Raw genomic sequence first — 19,736 nt, 5'->3', positions numbered from 1 at the left:
TGCACCAACCCGGCATGGATGCCGGGGCGCCGGGCGAGTCCGCGCTGGCCTCCCACCAACCCGTCGAACGTGGACTGCTCCGCCGGCGGTTACTGGAATTCGCGGCCGTGTGTCTGGTAGTGACCTGGGTTCCCTGGGCGCTGTTGGGAGCGCTGGGGATGAACATCGAGGAAGGCTTTGGGCTGCTGGTGTTCGCCCTCGCGGCGAGCGGCCCATCTCTGGCCGCGCTGATCATGTGGTTGCGGCGTCGCGGGGAATCGCGTCCAGGACCTCGCACGCGCTGGTCACTCGGCGCGCCAGTGGCGGCGGTGCTGCTGGGTGGGATCGCACCGGTAGGTGCGGCGTTCCTGGTGAATCTGAACGATCTGTCGGCGATCCCGGATCACGCCGCTTCGGTCGTCGCTGATGTCGGCGGGCCGCTGATCGCGCTGGTTTACACGTTGCTCGCCGGCCCGATAGCGGAAGAGTTCGGCTGGCGGGGCTACGTACAGCCACGCCTGCGGCAGGTCTACAGCCGGGTCGCGACCACAGCGGTGCTGGGAGCCGCCTGGGGCCTCTGGCACGTCCCGCTGTTCTTTCTGCCCGGCACCGGGCAGCACGACGACGACCTGTTCACCCAGCACGGATTGGTGTTTTTCCTGAGCCTCTTCCCGCTCACCTACCTCATGCTCTTCGTCACCGAACGCCTGCGCGGCGGCGTCCTCGCGGCGATTTTGATGCACGCCGCCTGGAACCTCAGCGACGAGCTCGCGCCGATTTCGGGCAACGGCGGCCTGTGGCTGAAGTTCCTCATTCTGCTGACCACCGCGGCAGTGGTCGCTCTTCGGTGGCACCGCAGGCTTCCGTGAAGAACTAACGCGGTGGTGCGGCCAGCAGGAGTTGGCGTGCGACCGCTCCGCGAGCAAGGGTGATCGGCCGACCTACGGTCATCGAGCGCTCTCATTCCCAGCCGGCGAACCGCTCCGTCAGGGCGGTGCGCGCTTCGTCATCCGTTTGTTCCTCGTATAGGTAGATCTCGCCTTTGAACGCGAACCGCCCAGCGGCAAGCTCGGCTTCGTCGTCGTTTTCCAGGAAACCGTCATCCCAGTCGTCGAGAAGATCCAGCCTGTAACGTCGCTTGGTCTCTGACCAGCGCCGAACCCGCAGGGGGCTCACGCGCTGCCTCCACATCAGCTGCTGGGTGTCCAGGGCGAGATAGCCGAACAGGACGCCGTCTTTCGTCATCAAGCGCCCGACCGTCAAGTCCGCCGGAGTTGCCTCCACAGGGCCGGTCCGCCTCTGCAGGTTCACGGTCTGCCCGTCAATGTCGAGCCTGAGAATGCGTCGCTGGCGTCGCAGCCATCGGGATGTCAGCACGGACTCCACGCCGTCTCCGCGGAAGTACCTGGCGGCGACCTCGGTGATGTCGCGGAGTGCTTCTTCCTGGTCGGCAGACGTGTAGTCCGTGCGCACCCACTGCCAGTCGTCGAAGTCGCAGAGAAAGGCCCCGGTCCCGGTGGTCCAAAAGGTCGCGCCGGTGCGGTCTCGTGCCGGCCCGAAGTTAGCTCCGGGGCGGATGGTTACGTGGAGTACCTTGTCGCGCTCGCTGCTGTCGATCTCTAGTCCGCGGTACTGGGCTTCGCGGGCTGTGATCTCCAGGATCGCTGCATAAGTCAGACCGTTGTCTCGCATCTCAGAACCAGTGTCAACGCTGCCTGGTGACGAGGCCCGTCCTCTGACGGCGTGTTCGCGACTCCGCCGCGATTACCCGGCTCAGCGAGAGAGGCTAGAGAGGCGCCGAGCGCGCGAGCGGGCTCCAACTAGCGGGAGCGAGGCAGGGCGGGCGGCCCGTCGGTGCCGGGCCTCCCCAGGGTCGAACGTAGAACGTCAGTGCGCCGCGCCTGGGACCTTCACCGGAGTCGGGGAAGAGTCGCCGACAGTTGGGCGTGGCCTTCGGGCGTGCCGATGCCGTCTCGGGCCTCGGGGTGCTCGCGGTAGTAGTGAATCGCGTGGGCGAGGAAGCACGGATCAACGAACATCCATCGTGCCTCCACTCTGAACCACCCCGGCGCGGCAACTCCGGGCACCGGCGGTAGCGCGGGCTGAACCCTGAGCCAGATCGTTCGGGCGTTCTGCGGTGGGAGTGGTGGACCGCCTGGCGCCAAGGCATCCCAGGCCAGGGCGCGGATCAGGCCCTGAACGGGGCCGTTCGACCATCGGACCGCGAGGCCGTCCGTGCTGAGCGTGAGGAAGGGTCTGCGGAACAGCGTGAGCCACACGGCGCAGCCGAATATGCCGCCTGCGAACAGCGCGGACGCACCGATGAGAGCGGCGCGGACCCCTGGGCTGACGAATGGATCCGGATCGAAGGTCAGGAACCCGGCGGCGATGCCGGTGAACATCGGTAGTAGGGCATGGTCTATCGGCCGCGTGGCTGCGAGGAAGACTGGTCGCCCCCGATGGTGGCCGAGAAGGAACGCGCTCGGCCGCCGCCGCGAGACGCGCCAGAACGCCGCGACATGCAACGCGACGAAGAGCAGCCCTACTCCGTAGCCGGCGAGTGCGCGTTGGGTCAGCTGCAGCCCGCTCTCTTTGAGTGCAATGATCACGACCAGCGTCACCGCGCTGAGGGCAACTGCTGCGACGCGACTACTCCGATGGATTCTGGCCACATCACCCGGCCCAACCCACTTCGACGAGACTGTCCCCACCCGGTTCACTCGTCGAGATTAAGGCGCAAGAAGTGCCCTGGCCGAGCCGGATGGGCAGGCTGCAAGATTGCGCGATTTGACGCCAGATGTGAACTAGACGGGCTGCAAGTGCTACCGCGTCAGTGCGCGGCGCTCGGAGCCTCGACGGAGGTCTGCGCTGGCATGGCGCTGATGCCGATGGGGCAGCTCAGCCCGTTCGGCCCGTGGTTGCGGTAGCCGTACAGGTTCTTGGCGTCACTCAGGTACGGCTGGTGTCAGTCGTCTGCGCCATGGTGCATTTAGGTCGGCGTCGAGAGCCCGATCAAAGGGGCCAGGCGGGAATGAGGTCGTCCGGAGTGAGGGTTTTCAGCCCGTCAATCCTGGTGCCCGTCCGGCTGACGGCGAAAAGCGGGGTCTCGGGCGTCGTTCCGGGCAAACGGTCGCGGTGCTGGGCCAGCCGAGCCAGGTCTCTGACGTCGAAGGCTGCCTCGTCGTGCCATTTGATGGATCCGACTGCCGCGATGTGCTTTGCGACTGGACTGCGGTCAGCCGCGACGATATCGATTTCCGGATCGTTGGTGCGCGTCCAATAGCTGCCGATCACGTCGCTGCCGCTTGGCAGCTGGTCGTCAGCGAGACGCCACAGGGCATCTCTGACCACCGGCTCGATCGCGCGGCCTCGCCAATCCGTCCAGCGTGATTGGATACCTCGCAGCACTAGCTCTCCGCGACCGCGCTCAATCGTGGGAATTCCTGCCCGCACGAAGGCCAACCAGAACCGTAGATAGGGGTCACTGATTCGGTAGCGAGTCAGCTTGCTGGGCTGTGTCGATAGTGGAAGTTCCGCCGTCACCATCTGGCGTGAGACCAAAACGTTCAAGGCCCTGCTCAGCGTGGCCGGCGACATGCCGCCTGCCTCTCTCGCGATGAGCGTGAACGTGCGTTCCCCGTTGCCGATAGCAGCGAGTACCTGTTGCGCGAGAGTCTCGGTGGGGAATTCCGCTGCGAGTACCCGTTCCCCGCTGACGAGGAGCGGCGATGTCGGGCGGTCGAGAGCAGCGGCCAGATAGGTCCACAAGTCAGCGCCGTCGGGCCACTCCTCCAGAATGAGCGGCAGACCGCCGGTGACCAAGAAGGCGTCGAAGGCGTCGGCAGAGGTCAGCCCCAGCATGTCGCCGATCTCGGCTGGGTTCAGTGGGGGGACGACAAGGTCTGTGCCGCGTTGATAGAAGGGTCGGCCGTAGGTGTTCAGCTCCTCCATCATGCCGATGTCCGATCCGATCAGAATTAGCAACACCGGCAAGCGAGAGAGTGCTCGGTCGAATGCTTTCTGGAGCGAACCTTCGAAGGTAGCGTCTTCGCGGACCAGGTAGGGCAGCTCATCCAGGACCACCACGCTCGGAGTGTCTGTCGGGAGGACCTGCGCGAGCATGGTGAGAGCGGCGTCCCACGTCTGCGGCGCACCGAAGTCCACTGCAAGGTGGGCTTGCGGCAGGTCGGACTCCGCTACCGCCGCACTGAAACCGGCCAGATCTTGGGTGTACGACCCACCTACGGCCGTGAAGTACAGGCTGGGCAGTCCGGACCGCTCCACGAATTCTTCGACCAGGCGCGACTTTCCCACTCGCCGCCGCCCGCGAATCAGAAGCGCCTTGCCCGGTCTCCCGGTACGGCTGCCTGCTGCCACGGTGGTCGACAGGTCAGCCAGCAGCTTCAACTCCCGCGCGCGACCCACAAACCCAGCCATAGCTGCTCCTCGCCATCCTCGCCTTCGGCTATCGTAGGCGAGATAGCTTTCACTGATGAAACTTCCACCGACGAAAGTTTCATCAGCGAAAGCTACATATCGAGGTCCGCGATCGGAAGGTCTTAAGGGCGGCATCGGCCGGTGACCGACACGGTCGGCCCCACGGCGGAGCATGAGCGCTCACAGTCGGGCCAGACGGTGACTACGAAGCGTGGTGCGCTGCGCTCGGAGCCTCGATGGAAGTCTGCGCCAGGACCCTTACGGGCGGGACATGTATGCAGTCCAGACGTCGACGGCCTGCTGGAGATCGAGAGCGGCCACCTCTTCCCGGGGCACCCCACGGTGTGAATCAGGCGTGCTGCGAGCCAGTCCGGCACCGGCTCCCGCGGCGGGGCCTGCTCCAGGACGAGCTCACCGGCGAGCTTCCCCAGCTTGTCGACGACCTGAGCGAGTGCGATGAGATGAGGCTTCGTCTCTGACGCGCGCTGGAGGCGCATCGTGGCTTCGCGGTACACCGCCTCGTCGGCACGGGCGCCGATCGCCCAGATTTCGCAAATCTCGATCGTCTCGTCGGCGGTGATGCGGTAGACGACTCGCCAGGTGTTCCGCCCAACAACCAGCTTCCGGAATCCAGTCGGGTCACCGCCGAGGGGTAACCGGCCTCTGTGTCGTCTGTCAGCAGCAGAATCCTCTTGAGGATCTTGGGGACAGCATCCGGGCCGATCCGGCGGAGGTCATCGAGCGCGTCGTCAGTGAAGGTGATGCCCGCCATCGGTCAGGACCCGTCGTCCTCGACCGCCGCCAGCGATTCGCGGGTATGGCCGAACGCAGTGAGTACATCGTCGATCGAGGTGCGATGACCGGTGTCAGTCGCAGACCGAGCGAGGACCAGCGCAAGATCGTGGAGGTCGGAGATCACCGTGTCGATCTGCGCCAGCCGCTGGAAGCTCACGAGGACGGCTCGATGCCGGACCGCCCGCATTCGAACAGCGTCAGTGCGCTGCGCCCGGGACCTCTACCGAGGTCTGGGCCGGCATCGCGCCCACACCGATCGGGCAGGACAGCCCGTTCGGACCGTGGTTGCAGTACCCGTACGGGTTCTTGGCGTCCGAAAGATACTTGCTGGTGGTAGTTGTCCGGTTTGTTTTCGCGCGGCTGTGGCGCTATGAGCTGCGGTGACGAGACGGGTCGCGCCGGCTCGTCTCGCTGGGGGAGCGAACATTGCGGCCCCGGCGGAACTCAAAGGCGGGTCGGTCGAGGGCTGATGCCGGGGTGTTCGGACGCACGCCCCGCGGCATGGAAGTGGCGTACAGCCTGTGTCTAGCCTCGGCGCGTCAGTGATGCGGGCGGGCGGCCACAGCACCGTGAGCGAGCAGGTTGTCCACAAGTCGGCGTTCGGCGGCTGGAGACGTGATGACCGGCGCTTACACTCCACGTATGGCAGACCAACCGGACTCGCCGAAGCGGGACGACGAAGAGCCTGCGAACGAGCGAAAGTTGCCCCGGCACCTTGCCCGGCTGGTGGGTTCGCTGCGTGGACCTGCGGATCTCGCGCAGAACCACGACAAATACCTGGCGTATCCGCAGGAGCAGCAGGCGGGCGGAGCAGCCTCGGCGTGATCCTCTGCGATACGGGGCCGCTCGTCGCGGCCTTCAACGAGGCGGACGACAACCACGAGCGATGCTCTCGGTTCCTCGTCGAGAACTGGACCAGACTCGTCGTCCCGTCGCTCGCAGTGACAGAGATCTGCCACCTGCTGTCCGACCCGCGACGGCGGGGGAGTCAAGGGCTGGCGGCAGACTTCTGCGCTGCGATCGCCGAGGACGAGTTGCGCGTAGTAGAGGTCTCGCCCTACGACTACCGGCGGATGTCGGAGATTCTGAGTACCTACGCATCACTCCGCTTACAGGCGGTGGATGCCTGCGTCGTTGCGCTCGCCGAGCGATTAGACCTTCGCGAGGTCGCCGCGCTCGATCGTCGCGACTTCAGCGTGGTGGCGCCGCGCCACCTGCCGAAGGGCCAGCGCCTCAGGCTGCTTCCAGATTGAGTACGGGCGGCCCGGCTCGATGCCGGACCGCCCGCATTCGAACAGCGTCAGTGCGCTGCGCCCGAGACCTCTACCGAGGTCTGGGCCGGCATCGCGCCCACACCGATCGGGCAGGACAGCCCGTTCGGACCGTGGTTGCAGTACCCGTACGGGTTCTTGGCGTCCGAAAGATACTGCTGGTGGTAATACTCTGGGCCATGTGCATTTAACCGAGGCTCCACTGGACGACTGCATCCCGGTGGTCGCCTACGCCCGGATCAGTGATGACACTGAGAAAGACGGGCACGGCGTCCGCGATCAACACCGCGTCAACCGTCAGACGGCTAAGCGGCTCGGCCGGGTCATCGTCGCTGAGCTGACCGACAACGACCGCTCGGCGAGCAAGGCCGATGTCGTCCGATGGGTCGGGGAGATACCCGGCTCGCGATGCGTTTGCTCGTTGGCTGAGGTCCATCTCGTTCGCCAGGAGTGAGCTGAGCGGGACGTCGAGCAGGTCCCGTGGATCGGGTGCCACGGGACGGTCCCGGTCGCGTCCAGATGCCGCGAGCGGAGCGCCGTAGTGAGCCAGACTGTGCATCATGGATCGACCTTCCGTCGTCGAATCTCTCCTCCTGAGCGTCTCTTAGTGAGAGTCTCATCACTAGGCCGTAGGGTGCTTTGGCGCTGCGATTAGCAGTCTCACGGTGAGACAGAATGTGCGCGTGACGGGAGATGAGCTGGTGTCCGGAACAGCAGCAACGCCCACAGTCATCCGTCGTCAACTCGGCCGGCGGCTGCGACTCCTCCGCGACGCGACGGGCCGCTCCGTGGAGAAGGCCGTTGCCGATCCTCGTCTCGGCATCTCGCGGGCGAAGCTCTACAAGCTGGAGGCGGGTAAGCACCCAGCAAAGCCGCAGGACGTCGCTGCGCTCTGCCGTCATTACCGCGCTTCGGCCGAGGAGACCGCGGCGCTCACCACACTGGCTCTGGCGACCCAGGGCGACAGCTGGTGGCACATCTTCGGCGAGGACGCGGTACCGACCTGGTTCAGTCTGTACGTCGATCTGGAGCCCGCGGCGGCCTCGATCCGGTCGTACGAGCCAGAGCTAGTGCCTGGGTTGCTCCAGACCCCCGAGTACGCGTTGGCGGTCTACCGGGCGCGAAATCCTGCCGACGACGAAAGCGACCTACGGCGGCGCGTCGCGGTGCGAATGGAGCGCCAAGCCATCCTCGCTCGGCGAACCCCGCCCTCCTTGCACTGCATCCTGAACGAGGCGGTCCTGCTTCGCGAGGTCGGCGGGTCCAAGGTGATGAGTGCACAGGTGGCAAAGCTGCGCGCGGCTGCGGGTCGTCCATCGATCACTCTTGACGTCCTACCGCTCAAGGCCGGTGCGCATGCCGCGATGGAAGGCTCGTTCGTGATCCTCGACTTCCCCGACACGGACGAAGACCCGTCCGTGGTCTACCTCGACTCGCCCAGCTCTGCGGCCTACTTCCAGCAGCAGGCAGAGTTGGAGCGGTACACGACGATCTTTGAGACCGTCCGGACCGGCACCGTTCCGCTTGAGGAGTACCTGAAATGACCGACCCGCGGTTTTTCAAGAGCAGCTACTCCGGCGGCAGCGGGGGCAACTGCGTCGAGTGCGCCTACGGGTCCGACTCGGTGCTCGTCCGCGACAGCAAGGACCGCAGCGGAACCGTGCTCTCGTTCGGGCGGCAGACGTGGGCGGCCTTCCTCGACGGCGCCCGGCGCGGAACGTTCGACCGACAGGCCTAACCCTCTGCATCCCGTCTGCCGTCGACCCACTCTTCGGGGAGCGGGCCGGCGGCGGGGTCGCCACCTGCTAGACGTCGGAGCGACAAGTCGGAGGACGGCGAACCCGCTGCTGGTCTGCTCGGCTCGGACGGGTCGACGACAGGCGGAATGCCCCATCTGCGAGCCTGAGCGTCTCCGCCCCCAGCAGTATCGGACTTGGGAGCGGGTTAGCGTTGCGACGCCTGGATACTAGGCCCCGTAGCGAGCGTCCGCGCGGTTCGTTCGCTCTCACTGTATCGGGTCGATCTGCGCAAGAGCCGCTCCGGTTTCCCGCAAGGCCTCTATTCTGAATGCGGCCTCGAACCCGGTGTTGAACCTTCTCTGTAGCGAGTAAGGGGACCAAATGGTGTCAGCGGCTCGAAATTATTCGGCGGGCGTCCAGCCAGCGTTAGCTCATCTTTGTGATGGAACATGCCATTGGCCGGGATGTCTTGAACCTGTGACAGTTTTCGTCAATAATGTTCCAGTAAATAATCTCGAAATAGCCCACATAAGGGCGGCTGAAAAAAACGGCCCGCGATGGGATCCGGCGATGTCGGAGGCTGACCGAGCCCACTTCGACAACCTGATCCTGCTTTGTCGACCGCATCATAAAATGGTCGACTCGATTGCTCCAGCCGATTACCCCGTCGAAGCTTTGACCTCATGGAAGAGCGAACGAGAGCGGGGCGCTGCCGCGCAGTTGCGGAGTTTGAGACAGCTGACCGAGGAAGGCCTACAGGAGATAATCGCGCAGGTGGTTCGATCCAGGGACGAGGAATTGCAAAGCGCTTTGGATAGATTCTCGCAGGTTGACTCCGAGGCTGCCTCTGTCCTCCGTGGGCTGGTAGATGAATTGCAGTATCTTCAGCGGCGGCCTTTGCTCGATCAGGACGTGGTCCACCAATTGCAGCTCGCATCTGAGAACCTTCACTACCTCAGTGTGGACAACGTTCATCGACTCTATCTGGCGGCCGAGGGATTAAGTGGCCTAAACGTGGATACGGTTCATCAGCTATACCTCGCTGCCGAAGGGCTTAGTACTCTCAAGATAGATACCGTCCGACAGCTTTACCTCACAGCGCAGAAGCTCGAAGAGCTAATTCCACGACTTCATGAGGCTGTCAACTCTCTCCGCTCGGCGCATCCTGAACTATGAGTAGGGCGAGAAGACTCGATGTTAGAGGCCCGGAGACGCTTGGCGTGAGTGTCTGGTGCTGGAAGTTGATATATTACCTAGGATGGCTTCCGGCGTGGTCCCGATGGCTGAAGCTGTCATTGAGATTGCCACAGTGGCGACATTCATCAACCCGGCCACCATGGAATTCAGGCCCACGGAGTCGACCTGTCGGTTAAGGCTGTCGTTGAGGTAGGTCGAAGGACCGCCATGTTGAAGGAAGACGGACAGGAGTGAGGCACCCCTACTGAGAGACGCCTCATACTGCGGGTCGTCGACTTCCTGCTCCGCGTCGGCGAGTGGGTCTACGGCATCGTTCGCCAGTTCAGGGAACAGGTCGGAGATTTCGTCAGCCCGAATCTGATCCCGCAAACGCAACGCGAAGTCAACCGGAAGGAGGTGATGCTTTAGGTTTGTAATAATGCCGCTGCTCGTTTTTTCAACCTCGACGAGACACGGCGCTCCTGTACTATCCGCCCTCTCTGCCGCTTCGATTATTTCTGGTGAAGACTGAATAGCGTGTTCAATCTGCACCGTCTTCACTTCGCGATAGATCCTACGAAAACACGCTATCGTATCGCGAATAAGGGGCTCGATCGTGAAATGCCGAGGAAGGGCTCGGAGGTCGGCGGTAACCTTTGATTTCCAGTCGAAGGTCGCTAGGAGTTCGTCCCGATCCAGATGAAACTGGACGGTCGTCGCCTCTTCGGACGATGGATCCTGAGTAGATTCCATCTTGATATGATCTAGCGGGAATCCGCAGTGCAGGTTGTAGTCTCGGAGTTTATAAATGATCCCGTACGCTGGCCATGCATCATATTCGCGAGCTTCGGCGGCCTTCAGTCGCGCGAATTCGGAGGAATCTTTTCCGTATGTGCGTTTGAAGTCGGTCTCATGATGGTCGAGGAAGAGGCGCATGCTCGCTAGTAGGTTCACTAGTTCGAAACTAAGGACAGTTCCGGAATCCTCCGGCCGAAGACTGCTACGGGCCCGGCCGCCTGCCAAGAGGTGTGCATGGAATCGTGCGGTTGATTCAAAGCGCTTATAATTGCGTAGTACAAGTGAGTATTGCTGTAGATCTGCGACTCGGGAAACGCATCGCACGGCCTCCAAGTACCTATCATAATCTGCTTGATCGAGTTCTGCGCCGAGAGAAATCGACGCTCGGACCTCTGCGTCTCCCGGTCCCCAGGAACCGATCCTCAACTCATGAGCCGTCATAAGGGAATCCTATTGCGGACTGCAAGCGCATAACGTCGTGCGCCATTAGCGACCTGGTCGACTGAACGTGCGGTGTGCCCGCGCGCCACTCCCCGCATGTAGCCGCCCGACCCCCCGAGGATCAGGCGCGGAGGAGTCGTCACAAGCGATCGCGTCGTCCGGGTGCTCTCGGAGTCTGGCGGGCTCCGCTGACGGTCTGCTCGGCTCAACTTCTGGCCGGCGGTAGGCGGGAACCCTTTTCCTCCCCTAGAGCCCAATGCTCTTGCCGGAGGCATTTGACAGTGAAATGCGACAGGCGGTCCGGCTCGAAAGCCAGACCGCCCACCGTCGTGCGGAATGCTACTGCGTCATCGCGTCAGTGCGTGGCGCCCGGAACCTCTACCGAGGTCTGAGCCGGCATGTTCCCTACACCGATGGGGCAGCTCAGCCCATTCGGACCGTGGTTGCAGTACCCGTACGGGTTCTTGGCGTCCGAAAGATACTGCTGGTGGTAGTTCTCGGCGTAGTAGTACTCGCCGAGCGGCCGGATCTCCGTCGTGATCTGACCGAGGCCGGCAGCGGTCACCACCGGCTGGAACGCCTCCAGGCTCGCCTTCGCGGTGGCCGCCTGAGCGTCCGAGGTGGTGTAGATGGCCGAGCGGTACTGCGTGCCACGGTCGTTGCCCTGCCGCATGCCCTGCGTCGGGTCGTGGTTCTCCCAGAACGCCTTGAGCAGCGTCTCGTAGGCCACCTTGGCGGGGTCGTAGACGACGAGCACGACCTCGGCGTGTCCGGTCAGCCCGGAGCAGACCTCCTCGTACGAGGGGTTCTGCGTGAACCCACCCGCGTAACCGACGGAGGTGGAGTACACGCCGGGGATCCGCCAGAAGATGCGCTCGGCGCCCCAGAAACAGCCCATACCGAAGACGGCGGTCTCGTAGCCCTCCGGCCACGGGCCGGTCAGCGGGGTGTCGAGGACGGTGTGGCGGTCGGCGACCGGCAGCGGCTGCGCCCGGCCGGGGAGCGCGTTCTCCGCGTCGATCAGCTCGGACTTGCTGCGGCCGAACAGCATGTTTTGCCTCCTGCGAATTCAGCGGGGCCGGGTCGTACCGACCCACGTCCAGCTCAACACGGCGACCCTCCCCACTGTTCCAGCCCGGTCGTACGCTCGGGATCGTGTCGACGGACGACGACTGGGGACGCGAGTACGCGCACCTCGCTGCGTCGGACCTTCGCCGGCCCCGGGACCTGGAGCGTTTCGCCGCAGCGGCCTACCTCACCGGCCACGACACCGACGCTACGGCAGCGCTCGTCCGGGCGCACCGGATCGCCCGGCGCGACGGTGACCGTCCGGCGGCGGCGAGGGCAGCGTTCTGGCTCGGGCTGCACCTCGTGTTGCGCGGCCGGCCTGCCCAGGGTGGCGGGTGGCTGACGCGGGCGGGTCGCGTCCTTGATGAGGACGACGTCGACTGCGTCGAACGCGGCTACCTTCTCATCCCGGCCGGGCTGGCGGCGATCGCCAACGGCGGGATCGCGGACGCTCGGGACCGCTTCGAGTCCGCGATCCGCATCGCGGAGCACCACGCGGACCAGGACCTTCTCACGCTGGCCCGGCTGGGGTTGGGGCAGGCCGCCGTCCGCGGCAGGGAGTACGCCGCCGGTCGTCGGCTGCTGGACGAGGCGATGGTCGCGGTGACCGCCGACGAGGTGAGCGCGGTCGTCGCGGGCATCGTCTACTGCGCGGTCATCGACGCCTGTTACGAGCTGTACGACATCGACCGGGCACAGGAGTGGACCGCCGCGCTCAGCGAGTGGTGCGAGGGAAAGCCGTCGCTGGTGCCCTACCGCGGCCAGTGTCTCGTGCACCGCGCCGAGATCCTTCGTCGCTCCGGCTCCTGGGGCGACGCGATGGAGCTGGCCCGGCAGGCCGAGGAACGGCTCGGCGGGCAGCCGGCGCTCGGCGCCGCCTGTTACGAGCTCGCCGAACTGCATCGCCTCCGCGGCGATCGGGCCGCCGCCGAGACGTACTACCGGCGCGCGGGCACGTGGATCGGCGAGCCGCAGCCCGGGCTCGCGCTGTTACGGATGGCGCAGGGCCGGATCGACGCCGCGGCGGCCGCAATGCGTCGGCTGCTGCCGTCGGTGGCCGACGACACGGCCCGGTGCCGGCTCCTGGCCCCGTACGCCGAGATCATGCTCGCGGCCGGCGACCTGTCCGCCGCCCGTTCCGCCGTCGACGAACTGGGGCGCATCGCCCGGACCCTCGGTAGCCGGTGGCTCGCGGTCACGGTCCACCACCAGCGCGGCCTGGTGCTCCTCGCGGAGGGGGCCACCGACGCGGCGCTCGGCGAGCTCCGGACGGCCTGGCTGGGGTGGCGCGACCTCGGGACGCCGTACGAGGCAGCCCGTGCGCGGCTGCACGCGGGTCTGGTCTGCACGGCCGTGGGCGACGAGGACGCGGCGAGCGCCGAGTTCGACGCCGCCCATCAGGCGCTGGCCGCGCTCGGTGCGATTCCGGACGCCGAGCACGCGCGTCGCCTCGGGCAACAGGCCAGGGCCCGCGGCACGCTCACCGGCCGGGAGACGCAAGTCCTGCGGCTGGTGGCGGCCGGTAGGACGAACCGGGCCATCGCCGTCGAGCTCCACCTCAGCGAGAAGACGATCGACCGGCACGTGAGCAACATCTTCGTGAAGCTCGGGGTGTCCTCGCGGGCGGCGGCCACCGCCCGCGCCTACGAGCGGAACCTCGTCCAGTACCCAACCGAGACCGGTGGGTAATTCTCCCGATGTCCCCGGCAGGCGCGCTGCCTAGCGTCGCGATCGTTCAACGACGACGCGAAGGGGGCACCAAAATGACCCGCGACCGAGTACTCGCCGACCTCCCGGCCACCGACCAGCGGATCGACGTCGGCGGGACCCCGACCGCCGTGCTCACGGCGGGAACCGGACCGCCGGTCGTCCTGCTGCACGGACCGGGCGAGTTCGCCCCGCTGTGGCTGCGGGTGCTGCCCGGCCTCGCCGCCGACCACCGGGTCATCGCACCCGACCTCCCCGGCCACGGTGCCTCCCCGGTGCAGGCGCCCGACGTGCTGCGGTGGCTCGACTCGCTCGTCGCGGTCACGTGCGACGTACCACCGGCGCTGGTCGGCCGTGCCACCGGTGGGGCGCTCGCCGCCCGGTTCGCCGCAGCGCACCCCGACCGCGTCCGCGCGCTCGTCCTCGTCGACACGCTGGGCCTGGCGCCGTTCGATCCGCAGCCGCGCTTCGCCGACGCCCTCGGCCGGTTCCTCGCCGCACCCGGCCCGCGCACGTACGAGCGGCTCATGCAGCTCTGCGCCTACGACCTCCAGCGCATCGAGGACGGGCTCGGCCCGACGTGGGACGCGCTGTGCGACTACGCGATCGACCGCGCAGGCACCGCCTCGGTCCAGGCCGCGGCGGGCGCTTCCCTCGGCGAGTTCGGCCACCGGCTCCTGGAACCCGAGACCCTGGAGCGCATCGCGGCGCCGACCACGCTCGTCTGGGGACGACACGATATGGCGACGCCGGTCGCGGTCGCCGAAGCCGCGAGCCGGAAGTACGGGTGGCCACTCCACGTGATAGAGGACGCCGCCGACGACCCGCCGCTCGAAACCCCGGACGCGTTCCTGGACGTCGTGCGGCCGCTGCTCGGCCGCGCGTCGAACGGCTCAGGTCACCCCGCGCAGCGGTAGCTCCTCCGTCACCTCCCCGCCCAGCGCGAGATACGCCGCGGCCAGGCGGTCGACCGCGAGGTCGAGCGTCTCCGCTTCGAGCGTGTACGGCAGGCGGACGTAACGCTCGAACGCGCCGTCCAAGCCGAACCGGGGCCCGGCGGCCAGCGCCACACCCTGCCGCTCCGCCGAGATCGCCAGCGCCGACGCGATCGGTGCGCCCAGATCGACCCAGAAGCCGAGCCCACCGGCCGGAGCGTTCGGTGTCCACGACGGCAGTCGTAGTTTCAGCCGTTCACGCAGCCGTGCGCGCGAGCCGCGCAGCCACACCCGCCGGATCTCCGCGATCTCCTCGGTGCGGGGCACCAGGTCCGCGGCCATCAGCTGTTCCAGGATCGGGCTGGCCAGGTCCATCGACGCCCGGGCCGCGCCCATCCGCCGCACCATCGTCGGTGAGGCCCGGAGCCAACCCACCCGCAGCCCGCCCCAGAACGTCTTGCTGGTGGAGCCGGTCGTGACGATCAGGTCGGAGGTGTCCACCGGCGGCAGCGCACCACCGTCGAGCCACAGCTCCGCCACGGTCTCGTCGATCACCAGCGTCGTCCCGGTCCGCGCCGCCAGCTCCACCAGCGCGACCCGGTCGTCGGCCGAGAGGCGGAACCCGGTCGGGTTCTGGAAGTCCGGCACCAGGTACGCCAGCCGCGGCGCGGTGTGCCGGATCGTCGCCGCCAGCATCTCCAGGTCCCACCCGTCCGGGCCGAGCGGCACCGGGACCGGTCGACAGCCCGCGCGGCGCACGGCCTCCAGCGCGTTCGGGTACGTCGGGTGCTCCACCACGATCCGGTCGCCCGGAGAGGCGAGTGCCCGGAGGGTCAGCGCGAACGCGTGCTGCGCCCCGCCGGTCACCAGCACCTGGTCCGGCGTGGTGGGGGCACCCCGTGCGGTGTAGCGGGACGCTATGGCGGTACGCAGCACGGAGAGCCCGAGCGGGTCGTATCCGTGCGTCGGCAGGTAGCGGGTGAGCTGGGTGACCGCGCACTCGGCGGCGGCGTGCAGCCATTCGGCCGGAGCGGGCGGCGCGGCGTGCGCGAGATCGATCAGGTCGTCGTCCTCGACCAGCGTCGCGACCGGCCCCGCGGCCGACACCCCGGCCGGAGGCAGGTGGGTCCACGTACCGGCGCCGCGCCTGCTGCGGAGGAACCCGTCCTCCCGCAGCCGTTCGTACGCGGCCGCGACCGTCGTCCGCGACACCCCGAGCGCGTCGGCGAGCTCGCGCTCCGCGGGAATCCGCGTGTGCAGCGGTATCCGCCCGTCCAGGATCAGCAGCCGCAGCCGGCTGGCGAGGCCGGCGTACGCGGTCGGCAGCGGCCCGGTGCGCCAGTCGCCCAGCAGGCGGACGAGGTGCGAGCCATTGACCCGGCGATCGGTGTTCACCAGTCCACTATCCCGAAATTGGCTATTGGATAGAAGGCCAATTCAGGTAACCGTAGACACCGTGAACAGCTTGCTGCCCTCGGACCACCGGCCGCGTCGGCTCACTCAGCTCTACGTCGGGCTCGCCCTCTACGGATTCTCGATGGCGTTGATGCTCCGTGCCGACCTCGGTCTCGATCCGTGGGACGCCTTCCACCAGGGCATCGCGACCCACGTTCCGTGGAGCTTCGGCACGGTGACGATCGTGGTGGGTGCAGCTGTGCTGCTGCTGTGGATCCCGCTGCGGCAGCGGCCCGGTTTGGGCACGCTCAGCAACGTCGTGGTGATCGGCGTGGCGGTCGACGCTTCCCTCTGGCTGCTACCGACAATGACCTGGACGCCAGGCCGCTGGACGTTCTTGATCGCGGGCATCCTGCTGAACGGTGTGGCCGGAGGCTGCTACATCGGCGCCGGTCTGGGCCCCGGACCGAGGGACGGGCTGATGACCGGGGTGGTCGCGAAGACCGGCTGGTCGATCCGGCTGGTTCGCACCGGGATCGAGCTGGCCGTGCTCGCGATCGGCTGGCTGCTCGGCGGCACGGTCGGCATCGGCACCGTGCTGTACGCGATCAGCATCGGCCCGGTCGTCCACGTGACGCTGCCGCTGCTCACGGTGCACGGCTCCGGAGCGTCCGAAAATGGACCCTCAGCCGACGACGGCGGCCTGCCCGCCGCGGCCTAGGCCGCACTTCACGAGCCCGTGCTCTGCTGCGGACGCGCCCAGACGCCGCCCGACGGCGGCGGAGATCCGCCCGAAGACCAGTGCACGTATGCGGACGGATCTCCGCCGACGCCGGACGACGTCTGAGTGGGGCCTCGCGAGAGCGAGGCTCGTGAAGCACGGCCTAGGCTGAACAACCATGAGTGCACACTCCTTCGAGACGCTCGCCATCCACGCCGGGCAGGAGCCCGATCCGACCACCGGCGCGGTCGTACCTCCGCTGCACCTGTCCTCGACGTTCAAGCAGGACGGGGTGGGTGGCCTGCGCGGCGGGTACGAGTACGCGCGCAGCGGCAACCCGACCCGGACGGCGTTGGAAGAGTGCCTCGCGGCCCTCGAAGGTGGCTCACGAGCGTTCGCGTTCGCGTCCGGGCTGGCCGCGGAGGACACGCTGCTCCGGTCGGTGGCCCGGCCCGGAGCGCACGTCCTGCTGCCGGGCGACGCCTACGGCGGCAGCTACCGGCTGATCGCCGGTGTGCTCTCGAACTGGGGCATCACCCACACGAGCGTCGACCTGGCCGACCTCGACGCGGTCCGGGCGGCGATCCGCCCGGAGACCGCAGTGGTCTGGTGCGAGACCCCCACGAACCCGCTGCTCGGCATCGCCGACATCGCCGCGCTGGCCGGGATCGCACACGACGCGGGCGCGCTGCTGGTGGTCGACAACACGTTCGCCTCGCCGTACCTGCAGCAGCCGCTGACGCTCGGCGCGGACGTCGTCGTGCACTCGACCACGAAGTACGTCGGGGGCCACTCGGACGTGGTCGGCGGCGCGCTCGTCGTCAACGACCAGACGCTCGCCGAGAAGATCGGGTACCACCAGAACGCGGTCGGCGCGGTCGCCGGTCCGTTCGACTCCTGGCTGACGCTGCGGGGCATCAAGACGCTCGCGGTCCGCATGGAGCGGCACTGCGACAACGCCGAGCGCATCGTCGAGGTGTTGAGCAGCAACCCGGCGATCGAGAAGATCCTCTACCCGGGGTTGCCCGACCACCCCGGCCACGAGGTCGCCGCCAAGCAGATGCGCCGTTTCGGGGGCATGGTCGGCATCCACCTCCGCGGCGGGATCGACACCGCGCTGGCCGTCGTCGCGAAGACCAAGATCTTCACGCTGGCCGAGTCGCTCGGCGGCGTCGAATCGCTGATCGAGCACCCGGGCAAGATGACCCACCAGAGCGTCGCCGGGTCGCCGCTCGAGGTCCCGGACGACCTGGTCCGGCTGTCGGTCGGCATCGAGAACGTCGACGACCTGATCGGTGACCTGCTGCAGGCCCTCGAATGATCGGCGCGACCGCGGTCGAGATCGCGGCTGCGGTCCGCGAGGGGCGCACCACCGCACGCGAAGTGATCACCGCACACCTCGCCCACATCGACCGCGTCGACCCGCGCTACGGGGCGTTCCGCCGGGTCCGCGCCGCCGAGGCGCTCGCCGAAGCGGACGCGATCGATCAGCAGGTCGACAAGAGCAGCCTGCCCCTGGCCGGTGTGCCGGTCGCGATCAAGGACCACGTCGACGTCCGCGGCGAGGTGCGCGCCGACGGTTCGCTCGCCACCTCCCGGGAGCCCGCCACCGACGACCACCCGCTGGTCGCGCGCTGGCGGGCGGCCGGTGCGATCGTCGTCGGGCTGACTCGGGTGCCCGAGCTGTGCATCTTCCCGACGAGCGACGACCCCGAGGGCATCGCCCGCAGCCCGTGGAACACCCGGATGTCCGCCGGCGGGTCGTCCGGCGGCGCGGGGGCCGCGGTGGCTGCGGCCATGGTGCCGCTCGCCCACGGCAGCGACGGGATGGGTTCGATCCGGATCCCGGCCGCGTGCTGCGGCGTCCTCGGGCTCAAACCGGGCGGCGGCGTCACACCGCACGTCGACGGTGAGGGCTGGCTGGGGCTGTCCGAGCACGGCGTGCTGGCGACGACCGCGGACGACGTGGCGCTGGGCCTGAGCGTCATGGCGAACCGGGATTTCACCCCGGAACGGCCCGGACGGCTGCGGATCGCGGTGTCGTCCCGCACGCCGGTCGTGTTCGCGCCGCCGGACGCCGAGACCGTCGCCGGCCTCCACCGGGTCGGCCGGGCGCTCGGGCTGGCCGGCCACTCGACGTTCGCGCGCCACCCCCGCGTTCCGGTGTCGTTGCAGACGCTCGCCGGTGCGTTCTGGGTCGGCTCGGTCGCCGCCGAACTCCCTGCGAACGTCGACGAGTCGCTGCTACAGCCACGGACCCGCACGCACGTCGCGCTCGGTCGCGCGGCCCTGCGGGCCGGGCTCGCCGATCAGAAACAGCGCGACCGGTGGCGCGACCGGGCACTGGCTTTCTTCGACGACGTCGACCTGCTGGTCGTCCCGGTGCTGGCCCGTCCACCAGCGGCGGCGGAGTCCTGGTCGACCAAACCGTGGTGGACGAACGCGCAGATGTCCACGCGGGTGGCGCCCTACCCGAACCTCTGGAACCTCGCGTCGTTCCCGGCGCTGGCGGTGCCGGCCGGCGTCCGTGCCGACGGGGCACCCGCCTCGGTCCAGCTGGTCGGGCCGCCCGGAGCTGAGGACTTGCTGCTCGGGACCGCCGCGCAGCTCGCCGAAGTGCTGCCGTGGGAGCGGCACCCCGACGGCATGGTCAGTCGAACGGCCGAACGACCATGAGGACGACGATGATCAGCAGCAGGAGCGAGACGACGCCGCTGGAGGCCGCGATTCGTCCGTAGGCCGCGTCGACCTTGCGCCGGGCCTCGACGTCGATCGTCGCGGTGTCGGTACCGGCCGGCTCCGCCGTCGTCGGATCGACCGTGGTCTCGGCCGGCGTCGAGAGCGGGGTGGCCGGCACGGTGGTGGACGCGTCGAGCAGCCGGGCGGCGCCGGTCAGCCCCGGCGCGACCACGCCGATGCCGAGCAGCAGCGCGATCACGTAGAGCGTCGTCGAGATGACGATCCAGGTGTCACCGAACGACCACCGGTCGTTGTTCACGGCGATGAGCAGGAAACCCAGCCCCGCGACGACCAGCGAGAGCAGCGTGTAGAGCGTGGTCGTGCGCGCAGCCTCGTGGACGCCGCGCGCGTCGTGCCGACGGATCGCGCGCATCCCCATCATCGGAGCGATCGCCATCGGTCCGATGAGGAAGACCGCAGCGAGCACATGCAGTGTCAACACGAACTTCGTCATGGCGGTCACCTTAACGACGAGTTGGGTGTAGGACTGACTACCCCTGTGCGGTGGCCACAAAGCGCGCGGTGTCGGCTGTGA

At 67.5% G+C, this 19,736-nt stretch carries 20 protein-coding genes and 1 pseudogene; 12 read left to right on the top strand and 9 right to left on the bottom strand.

The genetic code is table 11. The features are described 5' to 3' along the window. Positions 1 to 14 precede the first annotated feature (14 nt). Positions 15 to 848: a CPBP family intramembrane glutamic endopeptidase gene (locus BUB75_RS19195; protein ID WP_178379915.1), complete on the top strand. Its 834-nt coding sequence runs from the start codon at positions 15 to 17 to the stop codon at positions 846 to 848. A 91-nt stretch (positions 849 to 939) separates the two neighbouring features. On the opposite strand, the gene BUB75_RS19190 is transcribed toward BUB75_RS19195, so the two are convergent. The 5 genes and pseudogenes from BUB75_RS19190 to BUB75_RS48525 all read right to left on the bottom strand — a co-directional run. Beyond that, positions 940 to 1,671 (bottom strand): hypothetical protein, encoded by a 732-nt coding sequence (locus tag BUB75_RS19190; RefSeq protein ID WP_073258911.1) that lies wholly within the window; start codon positions 1,669 to 1,671, stop codon positions 940 to 942. 218 nt (positions 1,672 to 1,889) lie between these two features. Then, positions 1,890 to 2,600, bottom strand: coding sequence for a hypothetical protein (locus BUB75_RS19185; RefSeq protein ID WP_073258910.1), 711 nt, complete (start codon positions 2,598 to 2,600; stop codon positions 1,890 to 1,892). Between the two features lie 391 nt (positions 2,601 to 2,991). Next, positions 2,992 to 4,416 carry an ATP-binding protein gene (locus tag BUB75_RS19180; RefSeq protein ID WP_073258909.1) on the bottom strand — a complete coding sequence of 475 codons (1,425 nt, stop codon included), beginning with the start codon at positions 4,414 to 4,416 and terminating at the stop codon, positions 2,992 to 2,994. Between the two features lie 775 nt (positions 4,417 to 5,191). Next, complete coding sequence (locus tag BUB75_RS19170) at positions 5,192 to 5,398, bottom strand: hypothetical protein (protein ID WP_073258908.1); 207 nt, start codon at positions 5,396 to 5,398, stop codon at positions 5,192 to 5,194. 10 nt (positions 5,399 to 5,408) lie between these two features. Continuing rightward, positions 5,409 to 5,519, bottom strand: a pseudogene (locus BUB75_RS48525) (peptide-methionine (S)-S-oxide reductase MsrA); the annotation flags it as partial. 334 nt (positions 5,520 to 5,853) lie between these two features. Here BUB75_RS48525 and BUB75_RS19165 point away from each other — a divergent pair. The 6 genes from BUB75_RS19165 to BUB75_RS45290 all read left to right on the top strand — a co-directional run bounded on the left by BUB75_RS19165 (position 5,854) and on the right by BUB75_RS45290 (position 9,397). After that, positions 5,854 to 6,036: a hypothetical protein gene (locus tag BUB75_RS19165; protein ID WP_073258907.1), complete on the top strand. Its 183-nt coding sequence runs from the start codon at positions 5,854 to 5,856 to the stop codon at positions 6,034 to 6,036. After that, positions 6,033 to 6,464: a type II toxin-antitoxin system VapC family toxin gene (locus BUB75_RS19160; RefSeq protein WP_073258906.1), complete on the top strand. Its 432-nt coding sequence runs from the start codon at positions 6,033 to 6,035 to the stop codon at positions 6,462 to 6,464. Before BUB75_RS19165 ends, BUB75_RS19160 begins: the two co-directional genes overlap by 4 nt. Positions 6,465 to 6,663: 199 nt before the next feature. Continuing rightward, a complete protein-coding gene (locus BUB75_RS46320; protein ID WP_178379914.1) occupies positions 6,664 to 6,936 on the top strand; it encodes a recombinase family protein in 273 nt (90 codons plus the stop codon). A 211-nt stretch (positions 6,937 to 7,147) separates the two neighbouring features. Then, complete coding sequence (locus BUB75_RS19150; RefSeq protein WP_218617629.1) at positions 7,148 to 8,026, top strand: helix-turn-helix domain-containing protein; 879 nt, start codon at positions 7,148 to 7,150, stop codon at positions 8,024 to 8,026. Further along, positions 8,023 to 8,220 carry a DUF397 domain-containing protein gene (locus tag BUB75_RS19145; RefSeq protein WP_073258904.1) on the top strand — a complete coding sequence of 66 codons (198 nt, stop codon included), beginning with the start codon at positions 8,023 to 8,025 and terminating at the stop codon, positions 8,218 to 8,220. Before BUB75_RS19150 ends, BUB75_RS19145 begins: the two co-directional genes overlap by 4 nt. 478 nt (positions 8,221 to 8,698) lie before the next feature. Further along, positions 8,699 to 9,397: a hypothetical protein gene (locus BUB75_RS45290; RefSeq protein ID WP_143175299.1), complete on the top strand. Its 699-nt coding sequence runs from the start codon at positions 8,699 to 8,701 to the stop codon at positions 9,395 to 9,397. A 21-nt stretch (positions 9,398 to 9,418) separates the two neighbouring features. On the opposite strand, the gene BUB75_RS45285 is transcribed toward BUB75_RS45290, so the two are convergent. Then, positions 9,419 to 10,333, bottom strand: a complete 915-nt coding sequence (locus BUB75_RS45285) for a hypothetical protein (protein WP_143175298.1) — start codon at positions 10,331 to 10,333, stop codon at positions 9,419 to 9,421. A gap of 658 nt (positions 10,334 to 10,991) precedes the next feature. After that, on the bottom strand, positions 10,992 to 11,687 hold the full coding sequence (gene msrA, locus BUB75_RS19135; RefSeq protein ID WP_073258902.1) for a peptide-methionine (S)-S-oxide reductase MsrA: 696 nt from the start codon (positions 11,685 to 11,687) through the stop codon (positions 10,992 to 10,994). Between the two features lie 104 nt (positions 11,688 to 11,791). Between msrA and BUB75_RS19130 the strand changes: the two genes are divergently transcribed. Both BUB75_RS19130 and BUB75_RS19125 read left to right on the top strand, forming a co-directional pair. Then, positions 11,792 to 13,393, top strand: coding sequence for a LuxR C-terminal-related transcriptional regulator (locus tag BUB75_RS19130; RefSeq protein WP_143175297.1), 1,602 nt, complete (start codon positions 11,792 to 11,794; stop codon positions 13,391 to 13,393). 74 nt (positions 13,394 to 13,467) lie between these two features. Next, positions 13,468 to 14,328, top strand: a complete 861-nt coding sequence (locus tag BUB75_RS19125) for an alpha/beta fold hydrolase (RefSeq protein ID WP_143175296.1) — start codon at positions 13,468 to 13,470, stop codon at positions 14,326 to 14,328. On the opposite strand, the gene yczR is transcribed toward BUB75_RS19125, so the two are convergent. Beyond that, on the bottom strand, positions 14,305 to 15,741 hold the full coding sequence (gene yczR / locus BUB75_RS19120; RefSeq protein WP_218617628.1) for a MocR-like transcription factor YczR: 1,437 nt from the start codon (positions 15,739 to 15,741) through the stop codon (positions 14,305 to 14,307). The genes BUB75_RS19125 and yczR overlap by 24 nt on opposite strands. A 142-nt stretch (positions 15,742 to 15,883) precedes the next feature. On the opposite strand from yczR, the gene yczE reads away from it, so the two are divergent. From yczE to BUB75_RS19105, 3 genes are all read left to right on the top strand, one after another. Then, complete coding sequence (yczE, locus tag BUB75_RS19115) at positions 15,884 to 16,462, top strand: membrane protein YczE (protein ID WP_073259186.1); 579 nt, start codon at positions 15,884 to 15,886, stop codon at positions 16,460 to 16,462. A gap of 178 nt (positions 16,463 to 16,640) precedes the next feature. Beyond that, a complete protein-coding gene (locus BUB75_RS19110; protein ID WP_073258898.1) occupies positions 16,641 to 17,783 on the top strand; it encodes a cystathionine gamma-synthase in 1,143 nt (380 codons plus the stop codon). Next, positions 17,780 to 19,138: an amidase gene (locus BUB75_RS19105; RefSeq protein ID WP_073258897.1), complete on the top strand. Its 1,359-nt coding sequence runs from the start codon at positions 17,780 to 17,782 to the stop codon at positions 19,136 to 19,138. The genes BUB75_RS19110 and BUB75_RS19105 overlap by 4 nt, the downstream gene beginning before the upstream one ends. On the opposite strand, the gene BUB75_RS19100 is transcribed toward BUB75_RS19105, so the two are convergent. Continuing rightward, on the bottom strand, positions 19,113 to 19,655 hold the full coding sequence (locus BUB75_RS19100; protein WP_073258896.1) for a DUF2269 family protein: 543 nt from the start codon (positions 19,653 to 19,655) through the stop codon (positions 19,113 to 19,115). The two genes, BUB75_RS19105 and BUB75_RS19100, sit on opposite strands and share 26 nt — an antisense overlap. Positions 19,656 to 19,736: the final 81 nt, after the last annotated feature.

The organism is Cryptosporangium aurantiacum, from assembly GCF_900143005.1.
Lineage (GTDB): Bacteria > Actinomycetota > Actinomycetes > Mycobacteriales > Cryptosporangiaceae > Cryptosporangium > Cryptosporangium aurantiacum.
Note: the sequence above shows the minus strand (reverse complement) of the source record. Positions and strands in the feature narration are given on the sequence as shown.

Excerpts from the sequence above, each read along its gene's own strand:
- BUB75_RS19195 (WP_178379915.1), top strand. The coding sequence starts at position 15 with ATGGATGCCGGGGCGCCGGGCGAGTCCGCGCTGGCCTCCCACCAACCC.
- BUB75_RS19190 (WP_073258911.1), bottom strand. The coding sequence starts at position 1,671 with ATGCGAGACAACGGTCTGACTTATGCAGCGATCCTGGAGATCACAGCC.
- BUB75_RS19180 (WP_073258909.1), bottom strand. The coding sequence starts at position 4,416 with ATGGCTGGGTTTGTGGGTCGCGCGCGGGAGTTGAAGCTGCTGGCTGAC.
- BUB75_RS19170 (WP_073258908.1), bottom strand. The coding sequence starts at position 5,398 with ATGCGGGCGGTCCGGCATCGAGCCGTCCTCGTGAGCTTCCAGCGGCTG.
- BUB75_RS19165 (WP_073258907.1), top strand. The coding sequence starts at position 5,854 with ATGGCAGACCAACCGGACTCGCCGAAGCGGGACGACGAAGAGCCTGCG.
- BUB75_RS19145 (WP_073258904.1), top strand. The coding sequence starts at position 8,023 with ATGACCGACCCGCGGTTTTTCAAGAGCAGCTACTCCGGCGGCAGCGGG.
- BUB75_RS45285 (WP_143175298.1), bottom strand. The coding sequence starts at position 10,333 with ATGCGCCTCTTCCTCGACCATCATGAGACCGACTTCAAACGCACATAC.
- msrA (WP_073258902.1), bottom strand. The coding sequence starts at position 11,687 with ATGCTGTTCGGCCGCAGCAAGTCCGAGCTGATCGACGCGGAGAACGCG.
- BUB75_RS19125 (WP_143175296.1), top strand. The coding sequence starts at position 13,468 with ATGACCCGCGACCGAGTACTCGCCGACCTCCCGGCCACCGACCAGCGG.
- yczE (WP_073259186.1), top strand. The coding sequence starts at position 15,884 with ATGGCGTTGATGCTCCGTGCCGACCTCGGTCTCGATCCGTGGGACGCC.
- BUB75_RS19110 (WP_073258898.1), top strand. The coding sequence starts at position 16,641 with ATGAGTGCACACTCCTTCGAGACGCTCGCCATCCACGCCGGGCAGGAG.
- BUB75_RS19105 (WP_073258897.1), top strand. The coding sequence starts at position 17,780 with ATGATCGGCGCGACCGCGGTCGAGATCGCGGCTGCGGTCCGCGAGGGG.
- BUB75_RS19100 (WP_073258896.1), bottom strand. The coding sequence starts at position 19,655 with ATGACGAAGTTCGTGTTGACACTGCATGTGCTCGCTGCGGTCTTCCTC.